14 protein-coding genes are annotated in these 16460 nt (G+C 70.2%); all 14 read left to right on the plus strand.

Annotated elements, in window-relative coordinates:
• Entirely contained in the window at nt 1-1980 is a 1980-nt protein-coding gene (locus EES42_RS12350) for a peptidoglycan D,D-transpeptidase FtsI family protein (RefSeq protein WP_124718172.1), read from the plus strand.
• A gap of 18 nt (nt 1981-1998) precedes the next feature.
• A complete protein-coding gene (locus EES42_RS12355) occupies nt 1999-3726 on the plus strand; it encodes a UDP-N-acetylmuramoyl-L-alanyl-D-glutamate--2,6-diaminopimelate ligase (protein WP_124718173.1) in 1728 nt (575 codons plus the stop codon).
• Between the two features lie 4 nt (nt 3727-3730).
• Nucleotides 3731-5137 (plus strand): UDP-N-acetylmuramoyl-tripeptide--D-alanyl-D-alanine ligase, encoded by a 1407-nt coding sequence (gene murF / locus EES42_RS12360; protein ID WP_124718174.1) that lies wholly within the window; start codon nt 3731-3733, stop codon nt 5135-5137.
• Complete coding sequence (gene mraY, locus EES42_RS12365; protein ID WP_124718175.1) at nt 5134-6204, plus strand: phospho-N-acetylmuramoyl-pentapeptide-transferase; 1071 nt, start codon at nt 5134-5136, stop codon at nt 6202-6204. The genes murF and mraY overlap by 4 nt, the downstream gene beginning before the upstream one ends.
• A complete protein-coding gene (gene murD / locus EES42_RS12370) occupies nt 6186-7619 on the plus strand; it encodes a UDP-N-acetylmuramoyl-L-alanine--D-glutamate ligase (RefSeq protein WP_241196364.1) in 1434 nt (477 codons plus the stop codon). The genes mraY and murD overlap by 19 nt, the downstream gene beginning before the upstream one ends.
• Before the next feature lie 43 nt (nt 7620-7662).
• Nucleotides 7663-9123 carry a putative lipid II flippase FtsW gene (gene ftsW / locus EES42_RS12375; protein ID WP_206433446.1) on the plus strand — a complete coding sequence of 487 codons (1461 nt, stop codon included), beginning with the start codon at nt 7663-7665 and terminating at the stop codon, nt 9121-9123.
• Between the two features lie 6 nt (nt 9124-9129).
• The gene (gene murG, locus EES42_RS12380; RefSeq protein WP_124718176.1) at nt 9130-10224 is read left to right on the plus strand and encodes an undecaprenyldiphospho-muramoylpentapeptide beta-N-acetylglucosaminyltransferase; all 1095 of its coding nucleotides are present in this window, start codon (nt 9130-9132) and stop codon (nt 10222-10224) included.
• Between the two features lie 50 nt (nt 10225-10274).
• Nucleotides 10275-11069 (plus strand): cell division protein FtsQ/DivIB, encoded by a 795-nt coding sequence (locus EES42_RS12385; protein ID WP_124718177.1) that lies wholly within the window; start codon nt 10275-10277, stop codon nt 11067-11069.
• Nucleotides 11070-11346: 277 nt separating this feature from the next.
• Nucleotides 11347-12561, plus strand: a complete 1215-nt coding sequence (gene ftsZ, locus EES42_RS12390) for a cell division protein FtsZ (RefSeq protein ID WP_124718178.1) — start codon at nt 11347-11349, stop codon at nt 12559-12561.
• Nucleotides 12558-13298 carry a peptidoglycan editing factor PgeF gene (pgeF, locus tag EES42_RS12395; RefSeq protein WP_124718179.1) on the plus strand — a complete coding sequence of 247 codons (741 nt, stop codon included), beginning with the start codon at nt 12558-12560 and terminating at the stop codon, nt 13296-13298. The genes ftsZ and pgeF overlap by 4 nt, the downstream gene beginning before the upstream one ends.
• Nucleotides 13299-13304: 6 nt before the next feature.
• The gene (locus tag EES42_RS12400; protein WP_124718180.1) at nt 13305-14024 is read left to right on the plus strand and encodes a YggS family pyridoxal phosphate-dependent enzyme; all 720 of its coding nucleotides are present in this window, start codon (nt 13305-13307) and stop codon (nt 14022-14024) included.
• Nucleotides 14025-14150: 126 nt separating this feature from the next.
• Complete coding sequence (gene sepF / locus EES42_RS12405; protein WP_124718181.1) at nt 14151-14774, plus strand: cell division protein SepF; 624 nt, start codon at nt 14151-14153, stop codon at nt 14772-14774.
• A 70-nt stretch (nt 14775-14844) separates the two neighbouring features.
• Entirely contained in the window at nt 14845-15129 is a 285-nt protein-coding gene (locus EES42_RS12410; RefSeq protein WP_072483208.1) for a YggT family protein, read from the plus strand.
• A gap of 49 nt (nt 15130-15178) precedes the next feature.
• A complete protein-coding gene (locus EES42_RS12415; protein ID WP_124718182.1) occupies nt 15179-16309 on the plus strand; it encodes a DivIVA domain-containing protein in 1131 nt (376 codons plus the stop codon).
• Nucleotides 16310-16460: the final 151 nt, after the last annotated feature.

Consider the following 16460-nt stretch of genomic DNA (forward strand, 5'->3'; position numbering starts at 1 on the left):
GTGCCGCCCAAGGAACCACCGCGCCGCCGGGTCCCCGGCCCCGCACGCCCGCGCAGCGCCGCAGGCGGCCAGGGGCGCCCCCGGCCCGCCGCCCGCCGCTCCACCCCGGCACCGCGCCCCCGCCCGCCCCGCAACCGGAGCGCGAGTACGCTGCGGCTGGGCAGCCCGCGCCCCCGGCTCCGTCTGGTCAGTCTCGCCCTGACGCTCGTCATGCTGGCGTTCGTCGTCCGGCTGCTCCAGGTCCAGGCCGTCGACGCCGCCGCGTACTCGGCCAAGGCCAAGGAGAACCGCTACCTCAGCTACACGATCTCCGCCGAGCGCGGCGAGATCACCGACCGCAGCGGGGTCGCCCTGGCCACCAGCGTCGACGCGTACAACATCACCGCCGACCCCTCGATGTTCACGCCCGGGTTCAGCAAGGCCCCCGACGCGCCCCGGCAGGCGGCGGCGCTCCTCGCCCCGATCCTCGGCACCGACGCCACCGAGCTGACCCGGAAGCTGTCCGGGAAGGGCCGCTACGTCGTCCTGGCCCGCCGGCAGACCCCGCAGGTCTGGAACCAGATCAAGGACCTCAAGTCCGTCTTCGCCGAGAAGGCGAGCAAGGACCGGGCGAGCGGCGGCGCCGGAGCCAACGTGCTGGCCGGCGTCTTCCAGGAGGCGACCACCAAACGGGTCTATCCCAACGGGGGCCTCGCCGCCGGGATACTGGGTTACGTCAACGCCGACGGAAAGGGCGCGGGCGGTCTCGAATCGCAGCTGGACAAGGAGCTCGCGGGCGAGGACGGCAAGATCCGGTACGCCCAGGCGGGCGGCCGCCGGGTGCCCACCGCGGGCACCAAGGAGGTCCCGGCCGTACCCGGCGCCGACATCGAGCTGACCATCGACCGCGACATCCAGTGGGCCGCCCAGCAGGCCATCAGCGACCAGGTGAAGAAGTCCAAGGCCGACCGCGGCTACGTGGTCGTCCAGAACACCAGGACCGGCGAGGTCCTCGCCATGGCCAACGCCCCCGGCTTCGACCCCAACGACCTCTCGCAGGCCGACGCGGCGTCGCTGGGCAACGCGGCCCTCCAGGACGTCTACGAGCCCGGCTCCACCAGCAAGGTCATGTCCATGGCCGCCGTGCTGGAGGAGGGGGCCGCCACCCCGGGCACCCATGTCACCGTCCCCAACCGGCTGCACCGCGGCGACCGTCTCTTCAAGGACGACATCGACCACCCCACCTGGTACCTGACGCTCAACGGCGTACTCGCCAAGTCCAGCAACATCGGCACCATCCTGGCCACCGGCGAGCTGGGCAGGACGCAGGCCGAGGCCAACAAGGTCCTCTACTCCTACCTGCGCAAGTTCGGCATCGGCTCACCGACCGGTCTCGGCTACCCGGGCGAGACTCCCGGCATCCTCGCCAGGCCCGAGGACTGGTCGACCTCGCAGCAGTACACGATCCCGTTCGGCCAGGGCCTCTCGCTCAACGCCATGCAGGCCGCCTCCATCTACTCGACGATCGCCAACGACGGAGTCCGCGTCGCACCCACGCTGGTACGCGGCACCAAGGGCGCCGACGGGCGGTTCCAGGCCGCCGAACCGCCCGAGCGGACCAGAGTGGTCAGCGCGAAGACCGCCAAGGCGCTCGCCACGATGCTGGAGTCGGTGGTCGGCGACGAGGAGGGCACCGGCACGAAGGCCAAGATCCCGGGCTACCGGGTGGCGGGCAAGACCGGTACGGCCAACCGGGTCGACCCGGTGCGCGGCGGCTACCACGGCTACACCGCCTCCTTCGCGGGCTTCGCACCCGCCGACAAACCGCAGATCACCGTCTACTGCGCGATCCAGAACCCGACCAAGGGCAGCTACTTCGGCGGCCAGATCTGCGGACCGATCTACAAGCAGGTCATGGAGTTCGCGCTCAAGACCCTCCAGACCCCACCGTCCGGCAGCGGGCCAGCCCGGCTGCCGGTGTCCTTCAAGCCCGGCGAGTGAACTCGGGGAAACCATCCAGTGACAACCATCACGCCCGATCCCGGGAACCGGAACGGGAACCACCAGAACCCCGGCCCCTCACTTCGCGAGAGGCCGGGTGCGCCCGGTACGCTCACCGCCGTGCCCCACGCTGATCAGTCCCAAACCACCCAGAAGGCCGCCCCTGTGAATTACCCGGGAGCGCCCCGTCCGGACCGGATCGGGCCCACGCCGCTCGGCGAACTGGCAGCCCGGCTGGGCGTAGAGCCGCCGGGATCCGGCGAGGTCACCGGCATCACCCACGACTCCCGGGCGGTACGCCCCGGCGACGTCTACGCGGCCCTGCCGGGCGCCCGCCTCCACGGCGCCGACTTCGTGGCCCAGGCGGCCGGTCTCGGCGCCGCGGCGATCCTCACCGACCCGACCGGCGCCGAGCGCGCCGCCGCCACCGGGCTTCCGGTGCTGGTCACCGAGGACCCGCGCGGCCGGATGGGCGAGCTCGCCGCGGAGATCTACGGACGGCCCGGTGCCGACCTCCTCCAGATCGGCATCACCGGAACGTCCGGCAAGACCACCACCGCCTATCTGGTCGAGGGCGGCTTCCGCGGCGCCGGGCGGGCCACCGGGCTCATCGGCACGGTGGAGATGCGGATCGGCGACGAGCGCATCAAGTCCGAGCGCACCACCCCCGAAGCCACCGATCTGCAGGCCCTGTTCGCCGTCATGCGCGAGCGCGGCGTCGATTCGGTGACCATGGAGGTCTCCAGCCACGCCCTGGTGCTCGGCCGGGTCGACGGCTGCGTCTTCGACGTCGCGGTCTTCAACAACCTCAGCCCGGAACACATGGAGTTCCACTCCGGGATGGAGGACTACTTCCAGGCCAAGGCACAGCTCTTCACCCCGGCTCGCAGCCGGCAGGGCGTCGTCAACTTCGACGACGAGTACGGCCGCAGGCTGATCACCGAGGCATCCGTCCCGGTCGTCACCTTCTCCGCCGAGGGCCACCCGGACGCCGACTGGCGGGCCGAGGACGTCGAACTCGGCCTGTTCGGCTCCACCTTCACCGTCATCGGTCCCAAGGACGAGCGGATCGCGGCCACGGCCCCGCTGCCCGGCCCGTTCAACGTCGCCAACACCCTCGCCGCGATCGTCACGCTCGCCGTCGCGGGCATCGACCCGCAGGCCGCGGCCGACGGCGTCGCGGCGGTCCCCGGCGTCCCCGGCCGGCTGGAGCGCGTCGACGCCGGACAGCCCTACCTCGCGGTCGTCGACTACGCGCACAAGACCGACGCCGTCGAATCCGTGCTGCGCTCCCTGCGGACGGTCACCGAGGGCAGGGTGCACATCGTCCTCGGCTGCGGCGGCGACCGCGACACCACCAAACGCGGCCCGATGGGCGCGGCGGCCGCCCGCCTCGCCGACACCGCCGTACTGACCTCCGACAACCCCCGTTCCGAGGACCCCCTCGGAATCCTCGCCGCCATGCTCGCGGGCGCCGCAGAAGTGCCCGTCCACGAGCGGGGCGACGTCCTGGTCGACGCCGACCGGGCCGCCGCCATCGCCGCCGCCGTCGCCCGCGCCGAGCCCGGTGACACCGTGCTGATCGCCGGCAAGGGCCACGAGCAGGGCCAGGACATCCACGGCGTGGTACGCCCCTTCGACGACCGCGTGGTCCTGCGCGCGGCCATCGAGCGGTCCCTGGGGCACGAGCGCACCGAGAGCGCCGGCCACCGCGCCCACACCCACGAGAACAACAGTCAGGGATGACCAAGTGATCGCCCTTTCCCTCGCCGAGATCGCAGAAATCGTCGGCGGGCAGTCGCACGACATACCCGATCCGGCAGCAACCGTCAGCGGGCCGGTCGTCATCGACTCCCGGGAGGTGACGCAGGGCAGCCTGTTCGTCGCCTTCGCCGGTGAGCGGGTCGACGGCCACGACTACGCGCAGCGCGCCGTCGAGGCGGGCGCGGCAGCCGTGCTGGCCGCCCGCCCCGTCGGTGTTCCGGCGATCGTCGTCGACGACGTCGTGGCCGCACTCGGCGCGCTCTCCCGCGCCGTCGTGGGCCGCCTCGGCACCACCGTCGTCGCCCTCACCGGATCGGCCGGCAAGACCTCCACCAAGGACCTCATCGCCCAGCTGCTCGAACGCAAGGGGCCCACCGTCTACCCGGCGGGCAACCTCAACAACGAGATCGGCCTGCCGCTCACCGCGCTGCGCGCCACCGAGGACACCCGCCACCTCGTCCTCGAAATGGGTGCACGGTACATCGGCGACATCCGCTACCTCACCGGCCTCGTCCCGCCCCGCATCGGCCTCGTCCTCAACGTCGGCACCGCCCACATCGGCGAGTTCGGCGGTCGCGAGCAGATCGCCCAGGCCAAGGGCGAGATGGTCGAGTCGCTGCCCGAGGACGGCCTCGCCGTACTCAACGCCGACGACCCGCTCGTACGCGCCATGTCCTCCCGCACGAAGGCCCGGGTGCTGTTCTTCGGCGAAGCCGCGGATGCGGACGTACGGGGCGAGAAGGTCCGTCTCACCGACGACGGACGCCCCGCTTTCCGGCTCCACACACCCACCGGGTGCAGCGACGTGACCATGCGCCTGTACGGTGAGCACCACGTGTCGAACGCGCTCGCCGCGGCCGCCGTCGCCCATGAGTTGGGCCTGTCCGCAGACGAGATCGCCGAAGGGCTCTCCGAGGCGGGCACCCTCTCCCGCTGGCGCATGGAGGTCACCGAGCGTCCGGACGGCGTGACGTTCGTCAATGACGCCTACAACGCGAACCCCGAATCCATGAAAGCCGCGCTGCGCGCGCTGGCCGCCATGGGGAAGGGCCGGCGTACGTGGGCGGTGCTCGGCCAGATGGCCGAGCTCGGCGACGCCTCGCTCGCCGAGCACGACGCGGTCGGGCGGCTCGCCGTCCGGCTCAACGTCAGCAAGCTCGTCGCGGTCGGGGGCAGAGAAGCCTCCTGGCTGCAACTGGGCGCATACAACGAGGGTTCGTGGGGTGAGGAGTCGGTGCACGTGTCCGACGCACAGGCCGCGGTCGACCTGTTGCGCAGTGAACTGCGCCCGGGAGACGTCGTGCTGGTGAAGGCGTCCCGGTCGGTCGGCCTGGAGCAGGTCGCCATGGCACTGCTGGAGAACGCGTCCGAGGGCGAGGTCACCGGCCGATGAGGCAGATCCTCTTCGCGGGGGCCATCGGGCTCTTCCTGACCCTGGTCGGAACTCCGCTGCTGATCAAGCTGCTCGCCCGCAAGGGATACGGGCAGTTCATCCGGGACGACGGCCCGCGTACCCACGGGTCCAAGAAGGGCACGCCCACCATGGGCGGCATTGCCTTCATCCTGGCGACGATCATCGCGTACGTCGCGGCGAAGCTGATCACCGGCGAGGAGATGCGATTCTCCGGCGTGCTGGTGCTCTTCCTGATGGCCGGAATGGGCCTCGTGGGCTTCCTCGACGACTACATCAAGATCGTCAAGCAGCGTTCGCTGGGCCTGCGGGCCAAGGCGAAGATGGCGGGCCAGCTGATCGTGGGCATCGCCTTCGCGGTGCTCTCGCTCCAGTTCGCGGACAAGCACGGCAACACCCCGGCCTCCGACCGGCTGTCGTTCGTCGCGGACTTCGGCTGGTCGATCGGCCCGGTGCTGTTCGTCGTCTGGGCGCTGTTCATGATCCTGGCCATGTCCAACGGCGTGAACCTGACGGACGGTCTAGACGGTCTGGCCACCGGCGCCTCGGTGATGGTCTTCGGCGCGTACACCTTCATCGGGCTGTGGCAGTTCCAGGAGTCCTGTGTCAACGCGGACACCCTGACCAATCCCAACGCCTGTTTCCAGGTACGAGATCCGCTCGACCTCGCGGTCGTCGCCTCGGCGTTGATGGGCGCCTGCTTCGGCTTCCTGTGGTGGAACACCTCGCCCGCCAAGATCTTCATGGGTGACACCGGTTCGCTCGCCCTCGGCGGCGCCCTCGCCGGTCTGGCGATCTGCTCCCGCACCGAGTTCCTGATGGCCATCCTCGGCGGCCTCTTCGTGATGATCACCATGTCCGTGGTCATCCAGGTCGGATCCTTCAAGATGACCGGCAAGCGGGTCTTCCGGATGGCGCCGCTCCAGCACCACTTCGAACTCAAGGGGTGGTCCGAAGTCCTTGTCGTGGTCCGCTTCTGGATCATCCAGGGCATGTGCGTGATCGTCGGACTCGGACTCTTCTACGCGGGATGGGCAGCCGAGAAGTGAGCAACCAGGACTGGCAGGGCAAGCACGTCACCGTCGCGGGACTCGGAGTCTCCGGGATCCCGGCGGCCAAGGTGCTGCACGGCCTCGGGGCCGTCGTCACCGTGGTCAACGACGGGGACGACGAGCGTTCCCGCACGCAGGCCGCGGAGCTGGAGGCGCAGGGCATCGCCGTGCGCCTCGGCGACGGGGCGACCCTGCCCGAGTCCACCGAGCTCATCGTCACCGCCCCGGGCTGGCAGCCCGACAAGCCGCTCTTCACCGCAGCCGCCGAGGCGGGCGTCCCCGTCTGGGGCGACGTCGAACTCGCCTGGCGGCTGCGGGGCCCCGGCGCGGCCCCCTGGCTCGCGGTCACCGGTACGAACGGCAAGACCACGACCGTACGGATGCTCGCCTCGATCCTTCAGGCGGCGGGGCTGCGCACCGCCGCCGTCGGCAACATCGGCGTCTCCCTCCTGGACGCCGTCCTCGGCGACGAGGAGTACGACGTACTCGCGGTCGAGCTGTCCAGCTACCAGCTGCACTGGGCGCCCTCGCTGCGCGCCCACTCCGCCGCCGTCCTCAATCTGGCCCCCGACCACCTCGACTGGCACGGCTCCATGGCGGCGTACGTCGCGGACAAGGGCCGGGTCTACGAGGGCAACCGCGTCGCCTGCGTCTACAACGCGGCCGACCCGGCGACCGAGGACCTGGTCCGCGAGGCCGACGTCGAGGAGGGCTGCCGGGCCATCGGCTTCACCCTGAACACGCCGGGCCCGTCCCAACTGGGCGTCGTCGACGGCATCCTCGTCGACCGCGCCTTCGTGGCGAACCGGCAGAAGCAGGCCCAGGAGCTGGCCGAGGTCAAGGACATCGACCCGCCCGCCCCGCACAACATCGCCAACGCCCTCGCGGCCGCGGCCCTGGCCCGCGCCTTCGGCGTCGAGCCCGCGGCCGTACGCGACGGACTGCGGGCCTTCCGCCCCGACCCGCACCGCATCGAGCACGTCGCGAACATCGACGGGGTCGCGTACGTCGACGACTCCAAGGCCACCAACACCCATGCCGCAGAGGCGTCGCTGGCGGCCTACGACCCGATCGTCTGGATCGCCGGCGGCCTCGCCAAGGGGGCCACCTTCGACGAGCTGGTCACCGGGGCAGCCGGGCGGCTGCGGGGCGCCGTACTGATCGGCCGGGACCGGGAACTGATCCGGGAAGCCCTCACGCGACACGCCCCCGAGGTCCCGGTGGTCGACCTCGACCGGACCGACACTGGGGCGATGTCCGAGGCGGTCCGCGAGGCGGCACGGCTCGCCCGGCCGGGAGACACCGTATTGATGGCCCCGGCCTGCGCCTCGATGGACATGTTCGTCAATTACAACAAGCGGGGCGAGGCGTTCGCGGACGCGGTCCGCGCACTCGCTGCCGAGAGCGCCTGACGGGCCCGGCCTCCGCGCACGAGCAGTGGAGGGGACAGCGAAGATGCCGGCCGAAGAGAGCTCTGCCGGGCCCCGTGGGGGCCGCTCACGGGCCACCGCGGCGATCAGCCGGGCACTCGCCCCACCACTGCTCGCGGGGGCGGCAGCGGGCCCCCCGGCGGCGCTCGGCCCCGCCCTCAGGGTCCGCTCGGCCGTCGGCTCCCGGCGCCCCTCGGTGCCCCGCTCCACGGGCCGCTCCGCCGGCGGCCCCCGCGCGCCCCGTTCCCCCCGCGGGGGGATGCGGGGGACGTACGAGCGGATGCGCCGGGCCTGGGACCGCCCGCTGACCGCGTACTACCTGATCCTGGGCGCCGGGCTGCTGATCACCGTGCTCGGCCTGGTGATGGTCTACTCCGCGTCGATGATCAAAGCCCTGGAACTCGACAAACCGGGCACCTACTTCTTCCGTAAACAGTTCCTGGCCGCCGTCATCGGCGCCGGACTGATGGCGCTCGCCGCCCGGATGCCCGCCAAGCTGCACCGGGCGCTCGCCTATCCGCTGCTCATGGGCACCGTCTTCCTGATGGTGCTGGTCCAGGTGCCGGGGATAGGGATGTCGGTCAACGGCAACCGGAACTGGCTCTACCTGGGCGGGCCCTTCCAGCTCCAGCCCAGTGAGTTCGGCAAGCTCGCCCTGATCCTGTGGGGCGCGGACCTGCTCGCCCGCAAACAGGACAAACGGCTGCTGACCCAGTGGAAGCACCTGCTCGTCCCGCTGGTCCCGGTGGCCTTCATGCTCCTCGGGCTGATCATGCTCGGCGGTGACATGGGAACTGCGATCATTCTCACCGCGATCCTGTTCGGACTGCTCTGGCTGGCGGGGGCTCCGACCCGGCTCTTCGGCGGGGTGCTCGGCTTCGCCGCACTGATCGCCTTCGTACTGATCAAGACCAGCCCGAACCGGATGTCCAGGCTCGCCTGCATCGGCGCCAGCGAGCCCGGACCCGGGGACTCCTGCTGGCAGGCGGTGCACGGCATCTATGCTCTGGCGTCCGGCGGATGGTTCGGTTCCGGACTCGGTGCGAGTGTGGAAAAATGGGGCCAACTACCTGAACCGCACACCGACTTCATCTTCGCCATCACCGGGGAGGAACTGGGGTTGGCGGGGACGCTGTCGGTACTCGCCCTCTTCGCGGCTCTAGGCTATGCGGGTATCCGCGTGGCCGGACGCACGGAGGACCCCTTCGTGAGGTACGCCGCGGGAGGTGTGACCACCTGGATCACGGTGCAGGCCGTGATCAACATCGGTGCGGTGCTCGGCCTGCTGCCGATCGCCGGAGTCCCGCTCCCGCTGTTCTCCTACGGAGGATCGGCCCTGCTGCCGACCATGTTCGCCGTCGGGCTGCTGATCGCGTTCGCGCGAGAGGATCCCGCGGCGAAGGCTGCCCTGGCCATGCGGAGGCCCGGGGTGAGATGGAAGACGATGAGACGGCGCGTCAAGAGGCGTCCGTCCGGAGAGCGGTGAATTTCGGTGCATGTCGTACTCGCCGGTGGGGGGACCGCCGGCCACATCGAGCCCGCGCTTGCCCTCGCGGACGCCCTGCGCAGGCAGGACCCGACCGTGGGAATCACTGCCCTCGGCACGGAGCGCGGACTCGAGACCAGGCTCGTACCCGAGCGGGGGTACGAACTCGCCCTGATCCCGGCCGTACCGCTGCCGCGCAAGCCCACCCCGGAACTGATCACCGTCCCGGGACGGCTGCGCGGCACCATCAAGGCCGCCGAGCAGATCCTGGAACGCACCAAGGCGGACTGCGTCGTCGGCTTCGGCGGCTACGTGGCCCTGCCCGGCTACCTCGCGGCCAAGCGGGCCGGAGTGCCGATCGTCGTCCATGAGGCCAACGCCCGCCCGGGCCTGGCCAACAAGATCGGCTCGCGGTACGCCCACGGCGTCGCCGTCTCCACCCCCGACAGCAAGCTGCGCGGCGCCCGCTACATCGGCATCCCGCTGCGCCGCACCATCGCCACCCTGGACCGGGCCCGGGTCCGCCCCGAGGCGCGTGCCGCCTTCGGCCTCGACCCCAACCTGCCCACGCTGCTGGTCTCCGGCGGCTCGCAGGGCGCCCGCCACCTCAACGAGGTGGTCCAGCGCGTCGCGCCGCTGCTCCAGCGCTCCGGAATCCAGATCCTCCATGTGGTCGGCCCGAAGAACGAATTGCCGCGCGTCGACAACATGCCCGGGATGCCGCCCTACATCCCGGTACCGTACGTGGACCGGATGGATCTCGCGTACGCCGCGGCCGACATGATGCTCTGCCGCGCCGGCGCGATGACCGTCGCCGAACTCTCCGCCGTCGGGCTCCCCGCCGCCTACGTACCGCTGCCCATCGGCAACGGCGAACAGCGGCTCAACGCCCAGCCGGTGGTCAACGCCGGCGGCGGGCTGCTGGTGGACGACGCGGCGCTCACCCCCGAGTGGGTGCAGGGCAACGTCCTCCCGGTGCTCGCGGATCCGCACCGGCTGTACGAGATGTCCCGCGCCGCCGCCGAGTTCGGCCGCCGGGACGCCGACGACCTGCTCGTCGGCATGGTGTACGAGGCGATTGCCGCACGCCGAGGCGCGTGAGGCTGACGGGTCCGGGGGCGGCGCCCCCGGACCCGGCATAAGGAGCGAGCGTGGCCGGACCGACGACCGCCCAGCGCGGGAAAGCGCAGCAGGAGGACTCCCCGGCCCGCCCGCCGCGTCCGCGCCCCGAGGAGCGCCGACTGCCCAGCCGCAGAGCGCTGATCGTGACCGGCGTGCTCGCGCTGCTGCTCGTCTCCGGCGCCGTCTGGGCGCTCTACGGCTCCTCCTGGCTCCGGGCCGAGCAGGTCAGGATCACCGGTGTCGACGTACTGACACCGGCCGAGGTGGAGGCCGCCGCGGCGGTCCCGATCGGGGCCCCGCTGATCTCCGTCGACACCGACGCCATCGCGGCCCGATTGCGCCAGAAGTTGCCTCGTATCGACTCCGTGGATGTCGTACGGTCATGGCCGCACGGAATCGGACTTAAGGTGACGGAACGACAGCCGGTCCTGTTGATCGAAAAGGGCGCAAAGTTCATTGAAGTGGACGCGAAAGGCGTTCGTTTCGCAACGGTGGACAAATCGCCCGGTCGCGTACCTCTGCTGGAACTGAAACCTGATCAGTCAGCGAGTCTGCGCCGATTCGGCAGTGCCCGGCTGGTGCGGGAAGCGGTCCGGGTCGCGGGCGAACTTCCGGGCGGCGTCGCCAAGGACACCGAGGTCGTACGGGTCACCTCGTACGACTCGATCTCCCTGCAACTCACCCGGGGGCGCACGGTGATCTGGGGCAGTGGCGAGGGGGGTCCGGTGAAGGCGAGAGTTCTCACCGCTCTCATGAAAGCCGCTCCCAAAGCGGGACACTTCGACGTGAGTGCACCCACCGCCCCTTCCGTGTCGGGTAGTTGACGCACATTTGGCCTGGCCAGCACCCTGGTTGGTCAGCGCTACGGGTGATCACATAGGGTGAAAAGAAAAACGGGAGGTTCGGCGTGTTCGTTGAACGTGCGCCACTTGTCGACTTAGTGTCCTGTTCGGAAGAGTCCATGAAGCAGACACACTGGTAACCCTAAACTTCAACGTTAGGGTTTGGGTCGGCGTTTCGGACCGTCCCAATCGGCATCCGTCGTCGCGGCGGGACTACCGCGAAGCGACGACACGTAACTCGAGGCGAGAGGCCTTCGACGTGGCAGCACCGCAGAACTACCTCGCAGTCATCAAGGTCATCGGTGTCGGCGGCGGTGGTGTCAATGCCATCAACCGAATGATCGAGGTCGGTCTCAAGGGCGTCGAGTTCATCGCGATCAACACTGATGCGCAAGCCCTGTTGATGAGCGACGCCGACGTCAAGCTCGACGTCGGCCGCGAACTCACCCGCGGCCTTGGCGCCGGCGCCAACCCGGCAGTCGGTCGCAAGGCGGCAGAGGACCACCGTGAGGAGATCGAGGAGGTCCTCAAGGGGGCCGACATGGTCTTCGTCACCGCCGGAGAAGGCGGCGGCACCGGCACCGGCGGCGCACCCGTCGTCGCCAACATCGCGCGCTCGCTCGGCGCCCTGACGATCGGCGTGGTCACCCGCCCGTTCACCTTCGAGGGCCGGCGACGCGCGAACCAGGCGGAGGACGGCATCGCCGAACTCCGCGAAGAGGTCGACACCCTCATCGTCATTCCCAACGACCGGCTGCTGTCCATCTCGGACCGCCAGGTCAGCGTGCTCGACGCGTTCAAGTCGGCCGACCAGGTGCTGCTCTCGGGTGTCCAGGGCATCACCGACCTCATCACCACCCCGGGTCTGATCAACCTCGACTTCGCCGACGTCAAGTCGGTCATGTCCGAGGCCGGATCGGCACTCATGGGCATCGGATCGGCCCGTGGCGACGACCGCGCGGTGGCCGCCGCGGAGATGGCGATCTCCTCGCCGCTCCTGGAGGCGTCCATCGACGGCGCCCGCGGTGTCCTGCTCTCCATCTCCGGCGGCAGCGACCTCGGTCTCTTCGAGATCAACGAGGCCGCCCAGCTGGTGAGCGAGGCGGCGCACCCCGAGGCGAACATCATCTTCGGTGCGGTCATCGACGACGCGCTGGGCGACGAGGTACGCGTCACCGTGATCGCCGCGGGCTTCGACGGCGGACAGCCGCCGGCCCGTCGCGAGAACGTCCTGGGCGCCAACTCCGCCAAGCGCGACGAACCCGCCGCGTCGGTCCGGACCCCGGAGCCCGTGCGTCAGACCGGTGGACTGGGCTCCGTGCCCATCCGCGAGGAGCCGCCGGTCAAGTCGGAGCCCGTGCCGGTGGCGAGCGAGACCCACCTGCCGCCGGTCGCCCCGCCGCACGTCCCGACGGCCCGTCCGTACCAGGACTCCCAGGCCGAAGAGCTGGATGTCCCGGATTTCTTGAAGTGATAGCTCAGCACCACGCACTGTCCTCGACGGGCGGCGCGCACTTCGCCTTCACCGACAGGTGGGGCGGAGTGAGCGCCGCTCCGTACGAGGAGCTCAACCTCGGCGGCGCGGTCGGAGACGACCCCGCCGCCGTTCTGGCCAATCGCGAACGCGCCGCCCGGGCCCTCGGTCTGGACCCGGCGCTGGTCGTCTGGATGAACCAGGTGCACGGGCGGGACGTCGCGGTCGTCGACGGGCCGTGGGGAGACGCTTCGGAGATCCCCGCGGTGGACGCGGTGGTGACCGCGCGACGCGGGCTCCCGCTCGCCGTGCTCACCGCCGACTGCACCCCCGTACTGCTGGCCGACCCGGTCGCCGGGATCGCGGCGGCGGCGCACGCGGGCCGTCCCGGTCTGGTCGCCGGGGTCGTCCCCGCCGTGGTCGAGGCCATGGCCCGGCTCGGCGCCGACACCTCCCGGATCGTCGCCCGCACCGGGCCGGCGGTCTGTGGACGGTGCTACGAAGTCCCGGCCGACATGCGCGCCGAGGTCGCGAAGAGCGTCCCGGCCACCTGGTCCGAGACCAGCTGGGGCACCCCGGCGGTGGATGTCACCGCGGGGGTCCACGCCCAGCTCAAGGATCTCGGTATCGAGGACCGGCAGGCCTCGCAGGTCTGCACCCTCGAATCGGGCGATCACTTCTCGTACCGCCGCGACCGCACCACCGGGCGGCTCGCCGGATATGTCTGGTTGGACTGATAGGGCATGACGGACCGTAAGGCTCAACTCGCCGAAAATCTGTCGCGGGTGGAGGAACGCATCGTTTCCGCCTGTACCGCCGCCGGTCGTGAGCGGGAAGAAGTGACGCTCATCGTGGTCACGAAGACCTACCCCGCGAGCGATGTGCGGATTCTGCACGGACTGGGTGTACGTCATGTCGCGGAGAATCGTGACCAGGACGCGGCACCCAAGGCAGCCGAATGTGCGGATCTGTCGCTCACATGGCACTTTGTCGGTCAATTGCAGACGAATAAGGTTCGTTCTGTAGCGAGTTATGCCGATGTCGTGCAGTCGGTGGACCGGGTCAGGCTGGTCACGGCCCTCTCGGCCGCCGCCGAACGCGAAGGACGCGAACTCGGCTGCCTCATTCAGGTGGCACTCGACGCGGAGAGCGGCGAGCGGGGCGACCGGGGCGGCGTCGCACCGGACGGGATCGAGGAGTTGGCCGACGCGGTCGAGTCCGCGCCGGGGCTGCGGCTCGGCGGTCTGATGACCGTCGCACCGCTCGCCGGACCGTACGCGGGTCGCCAACGGGCCGCCTTCGACCGGCTGATGGAATTCTCATCCCGCCTGCGCGGGAACCATCCGGCTGCGAACATGGTCTCTGCGGGGATGAGCGCGGACCTCGAGGACGCGGTCGCGGCCGGAGCGACACATGTGCGCGTCGGTACGGCGGTACTCGGAGTCCGACCCGGGCTCGGGTAACGTCGCCAAGCAGGTCGGACCACAGCAGAAAATATGGTCATTCCCGCCTATGGCGGGCAGGCCTCAGTGGATCGCGGGGCACTTGGTGACAGATGCCGATCCACCACAGAGCGGAGGACTCGGAGCATGGCCGGCGCGATGCGCAAGATGGCGGTCTACCTCGGCCTCGTGGAGGACGATGGGTACGACGGTCCGGGGTTCGACCCCGACGACGAATTCGAACCCGAGCCGGAGCCGGAGCGCGACCGGCGGCGGCACCAGCCCGCGCATCAGGTGGAGCGGGAGCGGGACCGGGAACGGGACGAACCGGTACGAGCGGTGCAGCCTCCCGCGCAGCGGGAGCCGGTTCAGATCCCGGTGGAGAGAGAGCGACCCGCCCGAATCGCCCCCGTGGCATCCATCACACCTGAACGCCCGAACATGGAGAAGAACGCACCGGTGATCATGCCCAAGGTCGTGTCCGAGCGGGAGCCCTACCGCATCACCACGCTGCACCCCAGGACCTACAACGAGGCCCGTACCATCGGGGAACACTTCCGTGAGGGCACTCCGGTGATCATGAATCTCACGGAGATGGACGATACGGATGCAAAGCGACTTGTCGACTTTGCCGCAGGACTCGTCTTCGGTCTCCATGGCAGCATTGAGCGCGTGACGCAGAAGGTGTTCCTGTTGTCGCCTGCTAACGTCGATGTCACGGCGGAGGACAAGGCCCGTATCGCTGAGGGCGGATTCTTCAACCAGAGCTGAGAACACGACACCGGGAACAACCCGGCCGCGAGGCCGGAGCTACGAGAGCCAGGGGAGAGGGAAGCGCGAAATGGGCGTCGCACTGCAGGTTGTCTATATCGCGCTGATGTGTTTCCTCATCGTGCTGATCTTCCGGCTGGTCATGGACTACGTCTTCCAGTTCGCGCGTTCATGGCAGCCCGGCAAGCCGATGGTGGTCATACTTGAGGCCACCTACACTGTCACCGATCCACCGCTCAAGCTTCTGCGGCGGTTCATCCCGCCGCTGCGTCTCGGGGGCGTGGCACTCGACCTGTCCTTCTTCGTTCTGATGATCATCGTCTACATCCTGATCAGCATCGTGATCAGGCTGTGAGCGATACGGTCTTGCCGACTGCCGACGACTACGTAGAGGTGAAGAAGAGATGCCGCTGACTCCTGAGGACGTGCGGAACAAGCAGTTCACGACCGTCCGCCTCCGAGAAGGCTATGACGAGGACGAGGTCGATGCCTTCCTCGACGAGGTCGAGTCCGAGCTGACCCGCCTGCTCCGTGAGAACGAGGACCTGCGCGCGAAGCTGGCCGCTGCCACGCGTGCCGCCGCGCAGAACCAGCAGCAGGGCATGCGCAAGCCGGAGCCGCAGGACCGGCCCGGGGCGCCGGTGCCCGCCGCCATATCGGGTCCGCCGGTCCAGCAGCAGCCCCCGCAGATGGGTCCCCCCCAGCTGCCCGGTGGTGCTCCGCAGCTGCCCGCCGGTCCCAGTGGTCACGGTCCTGGTCCCCAGGGCCAGCACGGCCCCGGTCCGCAGGGCCCGCACGGCCCCGGCCCGATGCAGGGCGGTCCCATGGGCGGCCCGATGGGCGGCCCCATGGGTGGTCACGCCCCGCAGCAGCAGATGCAGCAGATGCAGCAGCCGCAGATGCAGCAGCCCGGTCAGGGCCCCGGTGGCGACAGCGCCGCCCGTGTCCTCTCGCTCGCGCAGCAGACCGCCGACCAGGCGATCGCGGAGGCCCGTTCCGAGGCCAACAAGATCGTCGGCGAGGCACGCAGCCGCGCCGAGGGCCTGGAGCGCGACGCGCGTGCCAAGGCGGACGCCCTGGAGCGGGACGCGCAGGAGAAGCACCGCGTGGCGATGGGCTCGCTGGAGTCGGCCCGCGCGACGCTGGAGCGCAAGGTCGAGGATCTGCGCGGCTTCGAGCGTGAGTACCGGACCCGCCTGAAGTCCTACCTGGAGAGCCAGCTGCGTCAGCTGGAGACCCAGGCGGACGACTCGCTGGCCCCGCCGCGGACGCCGGCGACCGCTTCGCTGCCGCCGTCGCCCTCGCTGGCTCCGGCCGGTGCGGGTGCCATGGGCCACACCATGGGCGGCAACCACGGCAACCAGCCGATGGGCGGCAACCCGTCCATGGGCGGTGGGCCTTCGTACGGTGGCCAGCAGCAGATGTCGCCGGCGATGACCCAGCCGATGGCACCGGTGCGGCCGCAGGCGCCGCAGCCGATGCAGCAGGCTCCCTCGCCGATGCGTGGGTTCCTGATCGACGAGGACGACAACTGAGCCGGGTGCGCGCGGTGAGCGCGTAGCCGTCGGCAGGCTGAGGGCCGGGCCCCGGGGATTTCCCCGGGGCCCGGCCCTTTTGCCGTGTGCGGTGCGGGTCGCTTTGCGGGGGCGGGGGCGGGGGCTGTGGTGGGGCCGCTGGGCCGCTGGG

Source organism: Streptomyces sp. ADI95-17, from assembly GCF_003846175.1.
GTDB lineage: Bacteria > Actinomycetota > Actinomycetes > Streptomycetales > Streptomycetaceae > Streptomyces > Streptomyces sanglieri.